Origin of the sequence: Streptomyces sp. NPDC008121 (genome assembly GCF_042957155.1) — a bacterium.
Lineage (GTDB): Bacteria > Actinomycetota > Actinomycetes > Streptomycetales > Streptomycetaceae > Streptomyces.
Genome location: NZ_JBIBHT010000029.1, coordinates 1 through 17576 on the forward strand (window position 1 = coordinate 1; position 17576 = coordinate 17576).

General features: G+C 71.5%; 24 protein-coding genes. 7 read left to right on the top strand and 17 right to left on the bottom strand.

The features are described 5' to 3' along the window. Positions 1-323 precede the first annotated feature (323 nt). The 4 genes from ACFZBD_RS34290 to ACFZBD_RS34305 all read left to right on the top strand — a co-directional run bounded on the left by ACFZBD_RS34290 (position 324) and on the right by ACFZBD_RS34305 (position 4183). Complete coding sequence (locus ACFZBD_RS34290) at positions 324-1139, top strand: transposase (protein WP_391147469.1); 816 nt, start codon at positions 324-326, stop codon at positions 1137-1139. A 133-nt stretch (positions 1140-1272) separates the two neighbouring features. Next, the gene (locus ACFZBD_RS34295) at positions 1273-2769 is read left to right on the top strand and encodes a hypothetical protein (RefSeq protein WP_391147471.1); all 1497 of its coding nucleotides are present in this window, start codon (positions 1273-1275) and stop codon (positions 2767-2769) included. A 300-nt stretch (positions 2770-3069) separates the two neighbouring features. Next, entirely contained in the window at positions 3070-3738 is a 669-nt protein-coding gene (locus tag ACFZBD_RS34300; RefSeq protein ID WP_391147473.1) for a hypothetical protein, read from the top strand. Positions 3739-3763: 25 nt separating this feature from the next. Next, a complete protein-coding gene (locus ACFZBD_RS34305; RefSeq protein WP_391147476.1) occupies positions 3764-4183 on the top strand; it encodes a hypothetical protein in 420 nt (139 codons plus the stop codon). 56 nt (positions 4184-4239) lie between these two features. On the opposite strand, the gene ACFZBD_RS34310 is transcribed toward ACFZBD_RS34305, so the two are convergent. The 12 genes from ACFZBD_RS34310 to ACFZBD_RS34365 form a co-directional block, all read right to left on the bottom strand. Continuing rightward, entirely contained in the window at positions 4240-4887 is a 648-nt protein-coding gene (locus ACFZBD_RS34310; RefSeq protein ID WP_391147479.1) for a Sua5/YciO/YrdC/YwlC family protein, read from the bottom strand. Positions 4888-4904: 17 nt separating this feature from the next. Further along, complete coding sequence (locus ACFZBD_RS34315) at positions 4905-5645, bottom strand: phytanoyl-CoA dioxygenase family protein (RefSeq protein WP_391147483.1); 741 nt, start codon at positions 5643-5645, stop codon at positions 4905-4907. Beyond that, entirely contained in the window at positions 5636-6424 is a 789-nt protein-coding gene (locus ACFZBD_RS34320) for a creatininase family protein (protein WP_391147485.1), read from the bottom strand. The genes ACFZBD_RS34315 and ACFZBD_RS34320 overlap by 10 nt, the downstream gene beginning before the upstream one ends. Further along, positions 6421-7209 carry a methyltransferase domain-containing protein gene (locus ACFZBD_RS34325; RefSeq protein WP_391147487.1) on the bottom strand — a complete coding sequence of 263 codons (789 nt, stop codon included), beginning with the start codon at positions 7207-7209 and terminating at the stop codon, positions 6421-6423. Before ACFZBD_RS34325 ends, ACFZBD_RS34320 begins: the two co-directional genes overlap by 4 nt. Continuing rightward, on the bottom strand, positions 7206-7877 hold the full coding sequence (locus tag ACFZBD_RS34330) for an HAD family hydrolase (RefSeq protein WP_391147490.1): 672 nt from the start codon (positions 7875-7877) through the stop codon (positions 7206-7208). The genes ACFZBD_RS34325 and ACFZBD_RS34330 overlap by 4 nt, the downstream gene beginning before the upstream one ends. Beyond that, entirely contained in the window at positions 7874-8317 is a 444-nt protein-coding gene (locus tag ACFZBD_RS34335; RefSeq protein ID WP_391147493.1) for a hypothetical protein, read from the bottom strand. The genes ACFZBD_RS34330 and ACFZBD_RS34335 overlap by 4 nt, the downstream gene beginning before the upstream one ends. Continuing rightward, positions 8311-9327, bottom strand: coding sequence for an enolase C-terminal domain-like protein (locus ACFZBD_RS34340; protein ID WP_391147496.1), 1017 nt, complete (start codon positions 9325-9327; stop codon positions 8311-8313). Before ACFZBD_RS34340 ends, ACFZBD_RS34335 begins: the two co-directional genes overlap by 7 nt. Then, on the bottom strand, positions 9312-11360 hold the full coding sequence (locus tag ACFZBD_RS34345) for a hypothetical protein (RefSeq protein WP_391147499.1): 2049 nt from the start codon (positions 11358-11360) through the stop codon (positions 9312-9314). Before ACFZBD_RS34345 ends, ACFZBD_RS34340 begins: the two co-directional genes overlap by 16 nt. After that, positions 11357-12448, bottom strand: a complete 1092-nt coding sequence (locus ACFZBD_RS34350) for a hypothetical protein (protein WP_391147502.1) — start codon at positions 12446-12448, stop codon at positions 11357-11359. Before ACFZBD_RS34350 ends, ACFZBD_RS34345 begins: the two co-directional genes overlap by 4 nt. A 252-nt stretch (positions 12449-12700) precedes the next feature. Next, on the bottom strand, positions 12701-12949 hold the full coding sequence (locus ACFZBD_RS34355) for a hypothetical protein (protein ID WP_391147506.1): 249 nt from the start codon (positions 12947-12949) through the stop codon (positions 12701-12703). Positions 12950-13047: 98 nt separating this feature from the next. Further along, positions 13048-13479, bottom strand: coding sequence for an ATP-binding protein (locus ACFZBD_RS34360; RefSeq protein ID WP_391147508.1), 432 nt, complete (start codon positions 13477-13479; stop codon positions 13048-13050). After that, positions 13476-13607, bottom strand: coding sequence for a hypothetical protein (locus ACFZBD_RS34365; protein WP_391147510.1), 132 nt, complete (start codon positions 13605-13607; stop codon positions 13476-13478). The genes ACFZBD_RS34360 and ACFZBD_RS34365 overlap by 4 nt, the downstream gene beginning before the upstream one ends. A gap of 361 nt (positions 13608-13968) precedes the next feature. Here ACFZBD_RS34365 and ACFZBD_RS34370 point away from each other — a divergent pair, with 361 nt between their 5' ends. Together ACFZBD_RS34370 and ACFZBD_RS34375 are read left to right on the top strand one after the other, a co-directional pair. Then, positions 13969-14844 (top strand): Scr1 family TA system antitoxin-like transcriptional regulator, encoded by an 876-nt coding sequence (locus ACFZBD_RS34370; RefSeq protein WP_391147513.1) that lies wholly within the window; start codon positions 13969-13971, stop codon positions 14842-14844. Continuing rightward, on the top strand, positions 14841-15074 hold the full coding sequence (locus ACFZBD_RS34375; RefSeq protein WP_391147516.1) for a DUF397 domain-containing protein: 234 nt from the start codon (positions 14841-14843) through the stop codon (positions 15072-15074). Before ACFZBD_RS34370 ends, ACFZBD_RS34375 begins: the two co-directional genes overlap by 4 nt. Before the next feature lie 181 nt (positions 15075-15255). Here the strand turns inward: ACFZBD_RS34375 and ACFZBD_RS34380 are convergent, their stop codons facing one another. From ACFZBD_RS34380 to ACFZBD_RS34400, 5 genes are all read right to left on the bottom strand, one after another. Then, positions 15256-15789: a hypothetical protein gene (locus ACFZBD_RS34380; protein ID WP_391147518.1), complete on the bottom strand. Its 534-nt coding sequence runs from the start codon at positions 15787-15789 to the stop codon at positions 15256-15258. A gap of 177 nt (positions 15790-15966) precedes the next feature. Beyond that, a complete protein-coding gene (locus ACFZBD_RS34385) occupies positions 15967-16314 on the bottom strand; it encodes a VOC family protein (RefSeq protein ID WP_391147521.1) in 348 nt (115 codons plus the stop codon). 112 nt (positions 16315-16426) lie between these two features. Next, positions 16427-16618 (bottom strand): hypothetical protein, encoded by a 192-nt coding sequence (locus ACFZBD_RS34390; protein ID WP_391147523.1) that lies wholly within the window; start codon positions 16616-16618, stop codon positions 16427-16429. Positions 16619-16764: 146 nt separating this feature from the next. Beyond that, complete coding sequence (locus ACFZBD_RS34395) at positions 16765-16971, bottom strand: hypothetical protein (RefSeq protein ID WP_391147525.1); 207 nt, start codon at positions 16969-16971, stop codon at positions 16765-16767. Further along, positions 16968-17129, bottom strand: a complete 162-nt coding sequence (locus ACFZBD_RS34400; RefSeq protein WP_391147528.1) for a hypothetical protein — start codon at positions 17127-17129, stop codon at positions 16968-16970. Before ACFZBD_RS34400 ends, ACFZBD_RS34395 begins: the two co-directional genes overlap by 4 nt. A 29-nt stretch (positions 17130-17158) precedes the next feature. On the opposite strand from ACFZBD_RS34400, the gene ACFZBD_RS34405 reads away from it, so the two are divergent. Then, positions 17159-17482 (top strand): transposase, encoded by a 324-nt coding sequence (locus ACFZBD_RS34405; RefSeq protein ID WP_391147531.1) that lies wholly within the window; start codon positions 17159-17161, stop codon positions 17480-17482. Positions 17483-17576 lie beyond the last annotated feature (94 nt).

The following is a 17576-nucleotide window of genomic DNA, read 5'->3' on the forward strand; positions in this document are numbered from 1 at the left end:
GCTACGAGCGCAAGCCCGAGCACTTCCTCGCCTTCACAGCCATCGCCACCAGCCTCATCAACTACCGGCGGCTCACCAAGTGAAACGAGGTCTTAAAGGGCTTCGTCGGGCCGTGAGGAAGACTACGGTCCGTAGCCGCTGGCGGGTGAGCACTCCAAGCCTCCGAGCCGTTGCGAGTTCTGTGGTCAGACCGTGCCCTCGCTGGTCGGCCGGGAGGCCTGACTGCTGATGATGGCGGGTTGGGCGTGAGCACTTGATCCATTAGAGAGCGGCCGTGCCTTCCGCGGGCTGCGCATCATGATCGGACGAGAGCGAAGGGGCGGGTGCTGGTGCTGTTCATCGGCGACGACTGGGCCGAAGACCACCACGACGTCGAGGTCCAGGACGAGACAGGCCGCAGGCTTGGTACCGCGCGGCTGCCTGAAGGCGTGGAGGGCATCGCGAAACTTCACGCCCTCATCGCGCGGCACGGCGGCGAGGACCTGGAGCCCGGGCAGGTGCGGGTCGGGATCGAGACCGACCGGGGACCGTGGGTCCAGGCGCTGATTGCGGCTGGTTACCGCGTCTACGCGGTCAACCCCCGCCAGGCGGCGCGGTTCAGGGAGCGGTACGGCACCTCGGGAGCCAAGAGCGACAAGGGCGACGCCCACGCGCTGGCCGATATGGTCCGCGTCGATGGCGACCAGCTACGGCCAGTCGCCGGGGACAGCGAGCACGCCCAAGCGATCAAGGTCGTCGCCCGGGCCCACCAGACTCTGATCTGGGAACGTACCCGTGCCTTCCAGCGCCTGCGGAACACGCTGCGCGAGTACTTCCCCGGCGCGCTGAACGCCTACGCGGGTCTGGAGCTGACCAGCACCGACGCGCTGGAACTGCTGGTCAGGGCACCGACACCCCAGACCGCGGTGAAACTGACGAAGCCGCAGATCATCGCCGTCCTCGCTCGGCACCGTCGGCGCAACCGGGATCATAGGGCCGCCGCGATCCAGGCCGGCCTGCGCGAGCCCCAGCTCGCCATCGCCGCCTTCGTCGTCGGCGGCCTTCTACATGGCCTCGTCCAGCACCGGCGCCACACCCGGGAACAGCGGCGCGTACGTAACACCGAGCGGCAGTACCTCACCACCAATCCCGCGGACTGATAGCTCCCGCTCCCTGGGCGAGTTCACCTGCCTTCGCCCCTGTGCCGCATACGGTGGCCTCGCCGCCCGCACACCGCCCGGCAGGGGCGGCATCGGCGGCACAGCGAAAGACACGGGACGGAGGAGGGCCGGGATGACGCAGGCCGCGGTGAGCGAGCTGGACGAACGGGTGCCGGGGCGCCGTTGGACGGTGCGGCTGGACGCCGCCGGCCGCGGCAGTGCGGCAGTGCGCATCTCGTGCAGCCGCCCCGCCTGCGCCGAGCAGCGCCTGCCCACGGCGGCCGCCGGGCGGGCGGCCGCGGTCGCCCACCTCAAGGCCCACCTGCGCGCCGCACCCGCCCCGAGAGCCGGGGCGTACTGCGCGTGCCGGATGGAGGGCTGCCACACCCACCTGCCCGCCAGCGGCCGAGCGCGCGCCGAACCCTGGCGGTGCGGTGGCCCGGTGGTCCTGGCCGTCATCACCGACCGGGAAGGCCGCTGGTGGCAGGCGATGGAGTGTTGCTCCCGGTGCGCGGCCGCCACCCCTGGAGCGAAGACCGCGGCCACCTCCGAGGCTCCCGCGGCCGCGGACCACCCGGCCCCCGAAGCCACGGGCGCTCCCCAGTTCTCCGGCCACCAGGCCGCTGCCGGCCCGGTCCCTGCTCCCCGCTCCGCACCTGCGCGACGCCGCCCACCGCAGGCGAAGATCGCGCAGCGGATCATCCCTCACGACCTGCGGCCCGCCGCCCTGCGGGACGAGCTCGTCGAACTCGGGGACCTCTTCCGCGCCTACCAGCAGCGTGACCAGCCGGACCTGGCACTGCTCGCCGACCTCCAGGAGCGCAAGGCCCGCGCGTTCAGCACTTGGGCTGATGTCACCTGCGAGGGTGCTCTGCGGTGGGAGGCCCGGCGCGCCGAGCAGGCCGCTGCCGCCGCCCGCCTCCAGCACCAGCAGCGCACCGGCGGGATCACCGGTGGCGACGGGTCGGCCGTACCCCGGCTGCTGACCGTCCCGGCGCAGTGGGAGCACGCGCGCTCTGTCCTCGCGCACGTTGCCGACCACACCCCGCTGCCCGGCCCCGACGCACGGCTCCTGGTACTGATGCTGACCCTGCGCACCGCGCACACCGGCACCGGCAACCTCGTCGGCCAGGACATCACCGCGACGGAGGACCTGGTCGAGAAGCTGACCGGCTGCGGCTGGCTGGAGCTTCCCGGTACCGCCGGCGACCTGCTCGCCTCCCGGCCGGAGAACGCCACTCCGATCACCGTCCCCTCCCTGATGCCGCGGGAGGATGGTTCGGGCCCGTTCACGTTCGGCAAGAAGATGCGGCCCAAGCTCTCCGGCTGGGCCCAGAAGGTCATCTCGGACAAGAAGCTCCGCAAGGCCAAGGCCACCGCCGCCACCCGGCTGCTCGCCCTGACGCTGGCCACCCAGGCGAGCGCCGCCGGCGACGTCGGCTCCGGCGGCCAAGGCATCGCTGTGGAGTTCCTCGCCGGCCGGGTTCCGGTCGATTCCGGCGAGCTGAAGAATTTGGTCGACCAGCTGACCGCAGCGGACTGGCTTACCGACGCCGCACTCACCAACACCCACCTCACCGGACGCCTGACCGAACGCGTCCTCCCCCTCACCTGCCCCCTCCGGGCTTGAGGGAAGACGGAAAGCACAGGGGCCGCCCGGCTTGCCCCCAACCGCGCCCTGACCACGGTGGAAGACCCGGTCAAGCGGGAGGCCCTTCCAGGCCTCCCCAAACAGCCATCACACCGTCAAAACACCCCACCACCCGGCCACCTCCAGACCGCCGACGGGGGGCCCGGCTACCCCAGCACAGCCCCGCCCCCTCGCCTCCGCGGCCAGCCCGATTAGCCGTTGGGTTGGCGTGAGGCGGTCTTGTGCGCCTCACGTGCCTGGCTGAGGCTGGGCTGATCACCACACCAAGGGGGTACCTCGATGGGACGGTTCAAGCCCAAGAAGCAGCGAGGCAGCCAGCAACAGCCACGCCAGCGCTTCCACATCGACGACCGGGCCGTCAGCCAGGCGGAGATCCTGGCAGCCGGGGAGCAGCTGAGCAACAACGTCGACGACCATGGTCGGCTGCTCTACATGAACTCTCCCTCGCTCGGCCTGGGACAGGTCGCCACCGGCATCGACCCAGACACCGGCACCGTGCAGACCACGGACGGCGAGGACCCGATGCCGGTGGCTCTCTTCGAGCCCGAACGCGCGATGATGTCGCGTCTCCCGGGCGGCAACCCGACCGAGATCCAGGTGGAGGGCGCCATCGCGTCCGGGATGCGGCGCTTCCCCCGCGGCGTCGCCGATCTGCGGACCATCCCCGGCTGGGCCCTGCACCGGCTGGCCGACGACCGCATCGAGCTGCGTTCCCCCGACGGCGGCGTCTACTCCCGCATCGCCGTCCCGGCCTCGCCCGACTGGTACTCCGCCGCCCTGCACCACGGGTACGTCGTGTGCTTCTACGGCCCGCAGCTCGGAGTGCGCACCCCGCCGGGCAGCACCCCGGAGCAGTACACCGACGCCAAGCGGCTGGAGGAGTTCCGTACGGCCCGGGGCCGCGGCCTGGTCGCCGGCGGCATCATCGCGTACCGCAACAACCGCTGACGACGGACGGTCGAGGAGGAGTCGCATGCCTACAGGAGTAGCCGTCGTCTGCGACACGGACGGCTGTCTTGCCGTCCTTCTGGCGGTGGAGACCGGCACCGACGGAGACGAGCGCTCCGCGGACGACGTCTCCCAGCGAGCGCGCAAGGCGGCTGAGGGCGACGGCTGGGTACTCAGCTTCGACTTCATGGACCGCACCTGGTGGGGCGACCCGGAGGCGGACTGGCCAACGCGGATGGCCCGGGCCAAACAGGACGAGCGGCTGTCCTTCTTCGAGGCCTGCCCGGCACCCGAGGACACGGCGTCGGTCCGGTGGCGGCGGCACGTGTACGAGGTCCGGCACCTCGGCGCGCTGCGCCTGGAGCGGCACCGGCTTAACAACCCGGCCGGTGTGCGGGATTCCTATCCAGCAATGGCAGCGGAGTTGTCCGCGCTCGCCAGCTGAAGGTGAAGGGCGCCTCCCCGGGCCCCCGCCGGGGAGCGCCCTTCGGACCGACCGGGTCAGGGAGTCGGCAGGGTGCGACCAAGGACGGAGGCGACGGCCCGCGGGTGAACCAGACCGGCTCGGACGAGCTGGGTCTGGTCGCCGGCGCAGTCGACGATGGTGAGGTGGTTGGCGGCCGGGCAGACGCCGCCGTCCATGACGATCGCGTCGAGGCCGGCTTCGGTGAGGAACTCTTCGACCTCGGCGAGGGTGATGGCGGGGCCGCGGTCGTCGGGGCCGGCGTCGCCGGAGACGTTGACGGTGGTCGCCGCGAGCAGTCCGGGGATCGCTCGTGCGAGGTCGCCCAGGGGGCCGGGGGCGTGGGTGGTCAGGGCGGGTGAGCCGACGACGGTGTAGCGGGCGGCGTCGGCCGACTCGCGCCAGGGCAGGAAGAGGGCGAGGTCGCCGGGCCAGAACGCGTCGGTTAGGCGCTCGGCGTCCGGGGTGAAGTGCAGCAGGTCGCGGGCCCGGGCCTGGTCGGGGACGACGAGGGCGAGGGGCTTGTTCTTGGGGCGCTGCTTGCCTTCGAGTATGGCTTTGCAGGCGTCGGGGTTGGCGGCGTCGGCGCAGATCATGTACCAGCGGGCAGTGGGGACGACGACGAGGCGTCCGGCCTCGATGGCGGCTACGGCGATGTCGATGTCGGTGGTCGGGATGATCTGCACGGTGGGTTCCTTTCTGGTCAGGGGTTCAGGGCGGGGTAGTCGAGCCACGGGTCGCGCAGTGCGTCGAGGCGCCGGGTGGCGTGCTGGGTGTGGGAGACGCGGAAGTACGCCATCAGCCGGGGCGTGGTCGAGTGGTTGGTGCCGACGGCGTGCGGGACCAGGTGGTGCATGAAGAGGACGTCGCCGACGTCCGCGAGGAGCGGGACGCCGGCGTGGGTGTCGATGTCCGGGGGGACTTGGTCGGTGATGCCGCGGGCCCATGCGGTGGCGAACCAGCGGGACATCGTCAGGTGGCCGCCGGGGACGTAATGGAGGGCGCCGGCGTCAGGCCGAGTGATCGGGGAAAGGACCACGCCGACGAGCAGGGAGAAGGTGCGCAGTTCGGCGGGGTCGAGGTGGGGGCAGCCGACGCCGTCCACGTGCATCGTCTTCTCCGGCTGCGCGGCGGCCGGCTGGTCGTTGGGGATGCGGATCTGGACCTGGGTGGTGGTGACGGGGGACGGGTCGGTCAGGAGGCCCCGGGCGATGTCGGCGGCGCCGGTGGCGGTGTAGAGGCCGAGGAGGGCCGGGTGCCGGCCGTGTTCGGGGGCGAAGGTGCGCTGGGTGTACTCGGTCAGGCGGTCGGGCTCGTAGTCCTTGCCGAGCCAGGTGGTGATGAGGTCGCGGGCGGGGCCGGTGTGGGCGTCGGCAGCGAGGCCGCGGCGGACGAACATGCCGTCGCGCCGGAATCGGGCGCGCTCGTCGTCGGTCACGAGCATGGGCTCTTCCTTCCGGTGAGGGCTTCCATAGCGGGGACAGCGGCGGCGACGGCCTGGTCCAGGAGGCGGGCGCCGAGGGCCGGGGTGGCGGTGTGCGGGTCGTTGCCGATGACCCCGGCGGCGGCGATGCGCGGGTCGCCTGAGGACCAGGGCCAGCTCACGCCCCGGTCGGTGACCTGCCGGCGGATCTCGTCGGCGTCCTGCGGCGGGTGGGCGGCGAGTTGGCCGAGGCAGACCGTGTCGGGCGCGAGGTGGAGCATGAGCGCGGTCTCGTGGAGGCCGGCGTGGATCTCCGGCCGGTCGCCGGCGGGAAGGCGGGCCAGGGCCAGGGGGTGCAGGACGCACACGCTGAGGTCGTGCGCGTGGCCGAGTTCGTAGACGAGAGCGGCCAGGACGCCGCGGTTGCCGCCGTGCCCGTTGACCAGGACCAGGTTCCCGGCCTTGGTGGCGCGCACGTACTGGGAGACGAGGGTGTGCAGCAGGGTGGTGAACTCGGTGATGGTCAGCGACAGGGTGCCGGGGGCCCAGAGGTGCTCGGGGGCGATGCCGTACGGGAGGGCGGGGAGCCGCCACAGGTCGAAGGCCTCGCCGTGCGCGGCGACCAGGTGCCGGGTGAACTCCTCGGCGATGACGGTGTCGGTGGCCAGCGGTAAGTGGGGGCCGTGCTGCTCGGTGGAGCCCACGGGCAGGCACAGCACGGAGGCGGCCTGCACTCGGGCGGGGAGGGCGGCGGCGGTCAACCGGTCGAGCCGACGGTGACCGCCGCCGGGCCCGGTCATGCGGCGCGCCGTCCGACGCGGACGAGGAACTCGTTGCTCTCGTGGAAGGTGTCCTCGTCGGAGAACCTGCGCAGCGTCTTCTGCACCGCGGTCTCGAACTCTTCCAGCCGGTCGCCGAAGAGGGCGGGGGCGGCGAAGCTGGTGGAGTAGAGGTAGCCGAGGATGCCGGCGGTGTTCCAGGTCCGGGTGACCGGGACGGTGAATTCCTCGACTCGGTTGAACGGCGACTCCTCCATGATCTCGCTGTAGGGGCGGTTGTGGTGCTGGAAGGTACCGCCACCGGCGCGGCGTTCCTCGCCGAGGAAGTCCTTGATGACCTGCTTCACCGCGGCCTTCCAGTCGCTCTCGGCCGCCCAGAAGCTGCGGTCGGCGAACACGGCCACCGCCCCGCCCTCGGCGACCTGGGAGTCCAGCAGAGCCAGCACGCCGGCCTGGTCGAGCCAGTGGAACGCCCGGCAAATGGTCACCAGGTCGGCCTTCCAGTCGGCGGGCGGGCGGAAGTCCTCCGCGGTCGAGGTGACCAGCGACAGCGTGGTGCCCTGCGGGACCTTGGGACGGAGCGCCTCTTCGGCGGTGACGATCATGTCGGGGTCGTTGTCGCAGGCGATGACGTCGGTGAAGTACGGCATGAGCGCTTCGGCGACCAGGCCGGTGCCGGTGCCGACGTCCAGCAGACGGCGCGGCCGGCGGTCGGGCGCGTATGCGGCGAGTCGGGCGGCGAGGTCGTCGGGGATGCCGGGGCGGTACTGGCGGTAGTAGCTGGAGGTCCCGGTGAACAGGCTCATGACGTGGTCCCTTCGGGCGCGTTGAGGGTGCGGATGAGGGCGGCCGCGTCGGCGAGGGTGGCGGCCACGTGGACATGCTGCCGCCCGACGGTGGGCGGTGTGTCGGGAATGGGCCGGTCTTTGGAGATCCACACCGGGACGGCGCCGGCCTCCAGGGCGCCCAGGACGTCACAGGTCCAGTCGTCGCCGATGTGAATCATGCTGGCCGGTACCACGCCGGGCCGTTCGGCGACGGTGAGGAAGGCACGGGCGTCGGGCTTGGCGTAGCCGAGGGTGCAGGACGGGAACAGGTCGGTGACCCACGGCGCGAGGCGTTGACGCAGACCATCGGTGTCGGCGTCCACGCAGGTGACGTTGGACAGGGTGACCACCGGCGCGACGCCGGCCAGGTCGCGCAGGGCGTCGAGGGCGTACGGGTACAGGGTGAGCGGGGCGGCGGGCAGGTCGCGGGGGAAGTCGGCCGGCTCGATGCCGAGGGCGTCGGTGAGTTCGGCGGCCAGGGCGTCGGTGATGGCGGGCTGGGTGTGCAGGCGCCCGCGCATGACGGCGCGCGCCTGGTCTGCGGGCAGGGGGGAGGCGGCGGTGAGCTGCATGGTCAGGCCGGGACCGTCGGCTTCGCCGATGGTGCCGCCGACGTCCACGCTGATGAGCTTCACGGGCTGGGTCACTCGGGGTCTCCTTCGAGGGTGGGCAGGCCAGTGACGATCGCGGCCAGGCGCTCGGTGCGGATGGCGGCGGTGGTGGCTTCGCCGAGGAAGGTCAGGGCGTAGCGCAGTTCGGCGTCGTCCAGGGCGTCGAGATCGCGGCCGGCCGTGCTGGCGGCGGCGCGCAGGTCGTCGGGGACGTCGCGGGGGCGCTGGCCGTGGCGTAGGTGGAGCGCGGCCGACCACTGCTCGGGGAGGTTGTCGGGGAGCGCCTGGGTGGGCTGGAGGGTGGTGCTGTGGTCGAGGGTGGTGATCCGCACTGGGATGTCGTGGCCGTGCAGGGTGAGGGTGCCGGTCAGGAAGGTGTCGTGTCCTTCGAGGCGCGCGTCCAGGATGAGCAGCGGGCCGGTGGCGGCGGGTACGGTGCGGCCCCGGACGGGCAGGGCGCGGGGCGGGTTCAGCATGGTGCGCTCCTCGGGGCGGTGCCCAGGCCTGGGGTGGTGGGCAGGGTGAGGTGTCCGCGGTCGGGTTCGACGGGGTGGGCGTAGAGGTTCTGGCGGCCGGGTTCCCACTGCTGCCGGTACTCGACGGCCAGGATCCGGTCGGGCCGGGCCGCGGCCAGGTGGAGCCCGGGCATCAGGGAACGGCCGTGCGGGAAGACGGGGGTGGTGGTGCGGGCCAGGATCCGTCGGGCGGCGGTGAGTCCGCCGCAGCCGACCACGTCCAGGGTGAGCGCGGCAGGCCGGATTCCGGCGAGGACGGCGGACGCGTCGTCGGTCAGGGTGAAGCGCTCCCCCACCGCGATCGGAAGGGTACGCAGCTGCTCGTAGGCGCGCAGGTTGTCGGCGGGGGCCGGGTCCTCCAGCCAGACCAGCGCCGCCGGGTCGGCGGCCTCGGCGAACTCGGCCGCGAGGGCCGGCGGCCAGGTGCCGACGGCGTCGACCGCCACCGGCTCGGCGGTCGCAGCGGCGTGCAGAAGGTCGGCGAACGCTCCCCCGCTGGCGCCCGGCCGGTTGCGCAGGCCCCACTTCGTGAAGGCCCACCCCTGGGCGCTGACCTCGGCAATCAGGTCTGCAATGGCGGGGTGGGCGAGGTCGCGGGTCAACCAGGACGAGTACCCGGCCGTTCGGTGCTGTAGCGGCTCGTCGGTCAGCAGGTCGGCGACCGGGCAGCCCTCGGCGCGGGCATGCAGGTCCCAGGCCGCGCAGTCCAGCGCGCCGACCGCCCACGAACCGGCGCGGGAGCCGGGCGCGGCCTGCACCAGATGGGCGTGGAGGTCTTCGTGGTCGGCCGCGTCGACACCGACGAGTACGTGCGCCAGGCTGCGGACGGTACGTGCGACGGGTTCGGCGAGGGGTCCGTACCAGCCGGCGGCCCGGCCGGAGCGGACCGCGACGAAGACGGTGTCGTCGCCCGGCCCGGCGTGCTCGGCGAGATCGGCGAAGTCGAAGGAGTCGATCACCAGGTGTCGCATCGCGTCCTCGCCTTCAGCAGGCGCCCGGCGGCCGTGAGGAGACCCTCGGCGGTCATGCCGGCCAGGGCTGCGAGGTCGGGCTGGGAGCGGGGACCGTCGGTCTCCCGCCAGCCGATCACCTCGACCGGCCGGGCGTGCCTGGCCTTCACGAGGGACCAGATCGCGGCTGGGTGCCCGAGGGTGACGACCAGCAGGGCCGCGTCCTCGCCGAGCAGGAAGTCCTGCTCGTCGGTGGCCAGCCCGGCGGGCCACACTGCGGGGTCGCCGAGCACGGTCAGGTCGAGGACGGACACCACCCGCACCGCCACACCGAGCTCCGCCCGGATCCGGGGCAGCGCCTCCGCGGTGACCACCGCGGGCAGGTCTCCGCACACCACCACTGTCAAGGCTGGGGGCTGGGCGTCGGAGAGGGCGGGCCAGACGGCCAGCCCCCGGTCGAGCTCCTCGCGGAGCGTGTCGGCAGGGACGGGCGGCAGCGGGTGCTTGCCCGCGACGATCACGTTGAGCTGGCCCGTGCTGGTGAACGCGTCGTCCAGGACAGCTGCCAGACGGGCCGGGTCGGCCGGCGTCAGCACCCGTAGGGCCGGGTCCTCCAGGGCGAGGAGCGTCGTGGTCAGCGACGGATCGCCGTGCGTGTAGGTGTTGTGCCAGCCGTAGGAGGTCAGGAGCAGGTTGAAGCTCGGCCGCGGGCAGGCGCCGGGCATTCGCTGCTGCTTGAGCAGGGAGACGAGCCCGGTCGCCAGGAGCGGGGCGAACGCCTCGTAGGAGATGAGGACCCCTCGGCCGCCGGCGGCGTTGAAGCCGGCGAGCTGCTCGCCCAGGACCTCCTCGGCGAGGACCTCGGTGGTCCAGGGCCGTTCGGCGAGTTCGGCGAGGCGGTTGGAGGCCAGCTCGTCCGGGCTGAACACCCGGAAGTCTCCGGCGCGGGCGTGGGCGCGGATCACGGTGGTGACGGCGTCGGCGAACGAGACGGGCTGCTGCCGAACGGGGGCCGGCGCAGGAGCGGGACGGGGCGCCTTCAGACGGGGCCAGCCGGTCTCGGCGAGGGCAGCGGCGAGGCCGGGGCCCGGGTGGCCGTCGTCGGTGAACAGCTCCTCGGGCCGGTACGAGGACAGCCACGCTTCCAGCGCGTGCAGCTGGACGGAGTCGGTGGCGGCCCGGGTGAGCGGGGTTTTGTGGGCTTGGGCGGTGCCGAGGACCTGCTGCCCGCTGACGGTGGCGGGGCCGCTCCAGCCCTTGACGCACCGCATGAACAGCACGGTGCGGCGGCCGGCCAGGGTGTCGGCGACGGACTCGGCGAGCTCGGCGTGGAAGCCCTCGTGGCCGTCGTCCGGGACGGTGATGGTGCGGGCGTTCCAGCCGAGCCCTGCGGCATACGCGGTCAGGGCCCGCTCGTCGAGGTCGGCGAGGAGGCTGGGGGCGCCCATGCGGAAGCCGTTGAGGTGGACGGTTGGCAGCACCGGGGTGCCAGGCAGGGCGCGGGCGGCGAGCCAAGCCGCGGCGGTGGTGGGGGTCTCGCACTCGCCATCGCCCAGGACCGGCACGATCACCCGGCCGGGGCCGGACGCGAGGGCGGCGCCCTGGGCGAAGGGGAGGCAGCCGCCGAGCCGGCCGCCGAGGAAGTCCCCTGCGGGCAGGGCCGGGGTGACCTCGGATCCGAGGTCGGCGACCTCGGGGAAGGACCGGCACAGGTTCGCCAAGCCCTCCTCGTCGCGGGTGAACTGGCGCCGGGCGACGGTCAGGTGCCCGGTCAGCCAGGCTGCGGCGATCTGCGCGACTCCGGCGTGGCCGGCGCCCAGCAGCGGGACCAGCTGCGTGCGGCCGGTGCCGCCGGTGCCGGACAGCAGGGTGATGTGGGCCAGTGCCCAGGCCGTCCCGGGCACGGTGCCCCAGTGGCCGGCCGGGCGCGCCTTCACGTCCCCCGGGGACAGGGGGCGGCGCAGCAGGACGTTGTCGCGCAGGTGGATCTGCGCGGCGGCCACGTACGTCTGTGCCCGCCACAACAGATCCGCCGTCGGGCCGGGGCCGGTCATGCCGCGACCAGGCGTTCGGGGCCGAAGGTGAAGTGCCACAGGGGCCGGTAACACTCCCAGGCCTTCGGGCGCAGCCCGGTCGGCCCGAGGATGTCCTCCAGGACGGTGCGGGCCTTCAGGTAGAAGGCGAGGTCGGTAGCCTCGGGGGCGCGGAGCCCGGCCATGATCCGGTTGTGGGCCTGGTAGACCTGGAGGTTGGGGAACTCGGTGATGTGCGGCGCGAGGTCGCGGATGCCGTCTGCCGTGGCGGGCAGGTCGTCGAGCCCGACGATGTAGGTGAACGAGGTGTCGTGTCCGGCGCGTACGGCTCGGCGCAGCACGCGCGGCATCTGCTTGCGGGTGAGTTCGGCCTTGGAGGCCTTCAGCAGCAGGTCTCGGCGGGTGAAGCACTCGGCGGTCATGCGCAGGACGAACGGGCCGGCCGTGCGGGCCAGGGTGTCGAAGGCGGTCTGGGTGCGCAGCACCGAGGTGAGGAACCCGATCCGCGCGGTGATGCCGGCCTCGGTGAGCACCGTGCGGAGGTCGCTGAGGTGGTCGACGGCGGCCTGTTCGCGTTCGAAGCAGCCCGTGGAGACAGTGACCTCTTCCAGGCCGGTCAGGGTGCCGGCCGGGTGCTGGTGGGCCATGGCGTCCAGGAGCTCACGGACGGCGCGCTGCTCGGACAGGCGGGGGTCGGCGGCGGCTTCGAGGGTGTTGGGGCAGAACGCGCAGCCGACGCAGCGGCTTCGGGCGTTGGGGTTGAGGGTGACGGCGCGGCCCTCGTTGCGAAAGTAGCCGCCCACGGCCTCGTCCGCGTCGACCCGTGTCACGGTCGCGACGGGGATCCCGGCGAGGAGGAGGGTGTCCTCGTCCAGGACGAACGGGGAGGTGGAGGCGTTCAGCGGGACGATCACCTGCCACGGCACCGCGGGCGTTGTCGCCAGGCGGATCAGGACCCGGGCGCGGTGCCGGTTGTGGGGCGAGCTGATGCCGTGGAGGTTGATCGCCATCAGCAGGGCGTCCTCGATGGGCACCGCGTAGCGGGCGGCGAGGGTGACCATGGCGTCTAAGTCGGTGGTGTGGGATTCACGCGGTGTGGTGGCAGGCACAGGGGTTTTCCATCCGGTCAAGGGGACGGACGCGGTGAACTTCCGTACGGTGCAGGCTGGTGTGCCCGCGGGCAAGAGGCCGTAGCGGGCCGACGGGTGGAGCGGTGGTGCCCGTCCCCGGCTGCTCGACCTGTCCAGGGTTGTTCAGCCGGGAACGGTTCCCCGGTCCGGCTGGTGCTGTCCTTCGGGGTGCCGGGCCCGGGGTTGGGGCCGGTGGAAGCGAGGCCCCGGGGCGCCGCGCTCCACCGGAGTTCACATGGTGGGGCGGGTGCGGGATCCGCAGCGGCAGGCCCACGATGGTGTGGTGCGGGCTGCCGGTCCGGAGGCGAGGGTGTGCGCCGTGTCGATAGCCGGCCCATGGGACGGCGGTGCTTCGGTGGGTGACTGATCCGGGGCGGTGATCGCGAGGGTGGTGATGGCGACGGGGGCGGCGCCGTCGGCCTGGTCGGCGCAGGAGAGGCCGAGGAGGGCTAGGCCGAGCACGTTGCCTGTCGTAAGCATCAAGCCAGCGATCACGTTTCCCTCCGGCCGGGCGTGCCGGCGCTTCCGGGGCGGACTCGGGCGGATGGGGCCATGTAACTCGCCCCAGTCGCCGGCGCTCACGACGTCGCCTCGCCGGTGGTCAGTTCAGCCCAGACCTGCTTGCCGGTCCTCAGCCGCGTGCTGCCCCATCGGGTGGTGAGCTGGTCGACAAGCTGGAGCCCGCGGCCGGCCTCGGCGTCGGGAGTGATCGCTGCGGGGGCGGGGAGGGCGCGGTTGGTGTCGGTGACCACGATCCGTACGTGGTCGGGGTGGCGGGTGACAGAGACGCCGATGCGGCGGGTGTGGGTGTGCTGGACCGCGTTCGTGACGAGCTCGGAGACGATCAGCCGTGCGTCGTCGATCAGGACATCGAGGGCCCAGGCGCGCAGGCAGAGGGTGACGTCGCGTCGGGCGCGGGAGGGCGCGGTGTCGCGGGGCGAGTAGCCGTCGCTGTAGCGCTGGGGTCCGGTGGGGGCTGCTTTCACGTCTTCCGCCAGGGCGCCGGTCACCGGGCGCCCTTGCTGGCGTCGGGGCGCTGTATGGCAGGGGCCGCGAGCGCGCGAGGCGAGCTGGTGCGGCCGTGCGCGGTGAGGGCCGGGTGGCAGGTCTGGGGAATGCGGGTGGTGCTCTGGCTCATGGGTGGCCTCGGCGAGTTGGGAGCGGGTGTCGGGTGCCTGGCCTCGTGTCCCTGACGGGGGTGGGGGCACGAGGCCGGCGGGCCGGGCCATGCTCGAACCCGGCCGTTCTGGGTCCGCGACCTTTCACCTCAGCGTGATCATCTGCTGACACTTGGTCACGGCGCCACAGTTGGAAGGATGCACCCAATGACGCGATGCCTGCAACCATTGCAACCAAACTCCCAACGATTGCAGGTCTGTTCGATCGACTTCTGATCCCCGGGGCGGGCAGACTGACCCGGCAAGAGGACGCCGCGCCCCGAAAGGGGAAGATCCGCCCCCCGCACCGACCGGCTAGCCCGCAGAGAGGTTCAACTTCCCGTGCCCACACCGCCGCTTGTGCAGACCGTGCGCAGACGCCGTCTCGGCAGCGCGCTGCGAACCTTCAGGAAGAACGCCGGCTTCAACACTTCCGACAGCGCCGCTCAGGCCGTCGGCTGGGATGCCAGCAAGATCAACCGGATCGAGAACGCCAAGGCGCACCTGCCGATCAAGGACGTCGCGCCGCTCCTGAAGGCCTACGGGGTCATCGACGAGATGGTGGTCACCGCCATGGAGGAGCTGGCTCGGGACGCCAACAAGGTCGGCTGGTGGAGCAACTACGGCGACCTGCCTGAGACCAACTACAAGGACTACATCGGCCTGGAGGAGGACGCGGAGGACACCCGGATCTACCTCCCCGGGGTGCTCCCAGGCCTGCTGCAGATCCCTCCGTACGCCCGCGAGATCATCACCGCCACCGCCATCACCCGGACCGCGGACGAGGTCTCCGCGCTCGTGGAGATGCGCAAGAAGCGCCAGGCCATCCTCACCGACACCAGCCGGCCGGGCGGACCTCTCAAACTGTGGGCCGTCATCCACGAATCGACCCTGCACTACCGGTCGGCGACCCATCCCTCGCTGATGCGCGAGCAGCTGCGGCACCTGCTCGACATGGCCGACCAACCGAACATCACCATCCAGGTGATGCCGATACTCGCCACCCCTCACCCCGGGATGGCGGGCCCGTTCCACATCGTCAGGTTCCCCCACCCCTGGCCCACCGTGATCAGCGTGGAGAACATCCGCGGCGGGACCTTCGCCGAAGGCACCGACGACGTGAAGGTCTACGAAGCCGCCTTCGAGCGGATCGTGGCCGCAGCCCTCTCCGTCGACGACTCACGGGAGAAGATCAAAACCACCATGGAGAAGTCATGACCGACATGACCAGGCTGTCCGCCACCGACCTTCCCGAAGCGGAATGGCGCAAGTCGACGTTCAGCGACGCCGGCGAGCAGTGCGTCGAAATCGCCGACGTCAGGCCCGCCCGCGGCTTCGTCGCCGTCCGCGACTCGAAGTACCCGAACGGGCCGGCGCTGTCCTTCACCGAGGCGGCGTTCGCAGGCTTCCTGCGGCACGCAGTACACAGCCACACACCCACCGCCTGATCAGGCAGCGCACAGCCAATGCCCGGATCCCCCAGCCCGCAGCGGGGGGAATCCGGGCCCTTTCCTGAACGCGATACCGCCGGATGCCTGGGGTCGGTGAACGGTCGGAGGAGTCATACCGCCTCGCCCATACCAAGGCCCAGCAGCAGCTCAAGGCGGTCTGAACCGGGCCCACCCCAGTTCAGCCATTTGGGGCTTCGAACGTATGCACCGCAGTCCGGAACGCTCCCTGACCGGGTTGAGCAGGGTTGACCAGCACCACGAAGTCCGGCAGGGCTCCCGGAACGGGCCGCCCGTCCTTGTCCTGGCTGCCGGCTTCGGCCTGCCAGTCGATCAAGTGGACGACCACGGCATGGCGGCCCTCGGGCACGAGGTGTTCGATCACGCCATCCGGGGCGTCCCCGCTGACATCTTCGACGCCGCCCACGAGCGCGCGACCGCGGGAGACGAACAGGTAGGGCTGGGAAGCGACCAGCTGATGGGCTGCCTCCCGCTCGGTCAGCCGGGCCGGCGCGGCCGCAGTGCCCGAACGGACCAGAACACCGAACGCGCCGTCTCCGCCGACATTGAGCGGAACAAGAGCGCCCGCCTGGATGTGACGGACGATGTCCTCGTCGTCAAGGAGTTCGTCCTCCCAGGTGTCGTCATCGACGACGGCCTCGAACCGCTGCGGATCCCACAAGACGAGCATTCCGGCGTCCCTGGTCACCGTCACCGGAGCCTCATCAAAGGGCTGCCGAGCAGGCACTCGCTCCTCCGGTCATCTCGCTGGCTACATTCGAATCAGTTGATTCTCCAGCACAGGACCAGGACAGATCTGGCGGGGCCGCGTCATCCCAACACACGGGGCCACTTCAAGCCGCCACCACCGGATCCGGCGCAGGGAGGGCCGTCAGCGGTGGCCCAGCACGTTGACTACCCGTCCGTTGGGGTCACGGACGAAGAACCGGCGCACTCCCCACTCCTCATCCTGCAGGGGGTGAACGATCTCCGCGCCGCTCTCCCGCATAGCCGCGTATGCCGCGTCCACGTCGCTTACTTCAACGCTCATATCGGGAGTGACTGGTGCGGTCTTGTCACTGGCCATGAAGCTGATCTGCGCTGTCGGACTCGACGGAGAGGCGAGCGTCATGATCCAGCCGTGGTTCATGACTTCCTCGAACCCGAGCAGGCCGTAGAACTCCCGGCTCTCCTGCGCAGCCTCGGACTGGACATTGGGTACGACACGGCGAACGGTCATCGGTAACTCCAAGCTGGACAGCAGACCGGCGCTGGGGCTCTTCAGGAGTACTACGTCACACCGGCCGCCGCACGCACTTTGGCTACGCTCCCCAGAGGGAAGCCCCGTGGTGTCACGAGGCCATCGCGGCGTCGACTGTCTCCCGGATCTGCAGCACGTCGTCGACCCCCGTGATAACACACAGCCGCTGGACCTGCTTCGACGGTGCGGCCACGAACAGCTTTCCCGTCCGGTGGGTGAGGATCAGCAGGTTCAGGAAGGCCGAGTCCGCGAAGGACGTGGCCGGATCCCTCGCAGTGCGCACGGCGGACACGGACACACCGGCCCGCCCGAACGGCCTGCATGGCCGTGGCCACGCCGCCGACCAGGCCATCGTCGCCCTGAACCATGTCATCGCACGCCGCGTCCAGCCCTCGGCGGCCTGTTCCAGCGGCAGGCGTACCGCTCGATTCACCGGCGTCCGTAGAGCCGCTCGCGCAGGTACAGCAGAGCGACGGTGTCAGCGACAGCGGCCAGGTCGGCCAGCAGGGTGCGGATGCGGGCGTCATCGCCATCGCCGACCGCCCGCACGATGTGCTCAACGACGTCGCGGGCCCACGGGTCGACGCCCGACGGCTGCCACACAGTTGGACCGGCCGGACCGGCCTCGGGGTTCACTCCTCTTCTCCCGCCAAGACGCGGTCGGCCGCGTAGTGCGGGCAGGCCAGGCGGTGCCAGGTGACCGTGAGGCGGTCCCCGGCCGCGGCGAGAGTGCGCACCTGGCCGTCGGCCGGGCCCGCCGAGCAGTACTGGGCTTGCTTCGCTTTGACGGACATCGGAGATCAGGGGCTTGGGCCCCGGAAGGATGATGTTCATCATGGAGAGCATGGGGAAGAAGAGGAAGCCGCGTCCTCGCCGCTCGTTCACACCGCAGTTCAAGGCCGAGATCGTCGATCTGTGCCGGCGGGGTGACCGATCGGTCGGCCAGGTCGCCATGGACTTCGACTTGACCGAAACCGCGGTGAGGGACTGGGTCCGTCAGGCCCAGGTCGACGCGGGCGAACGTGACGGTCTGACCAGCAGCGAACGCGAGGAGCTGGCGGCGCTGCGGCGTGAGAACCGCCGCCTGCGCGAGGACGCCGGCATCCTCAGGCGTGCGACGGCTTTCTTCGCGACGGAGACCCGGTGAACGTGGACCCGTTCATCGAGGCGGAGAAAACCGCAGGTCACAACGTCAAACGGACGTGTGAACTCCTCAAGGTCTCCCGAACCGCCTACTACGC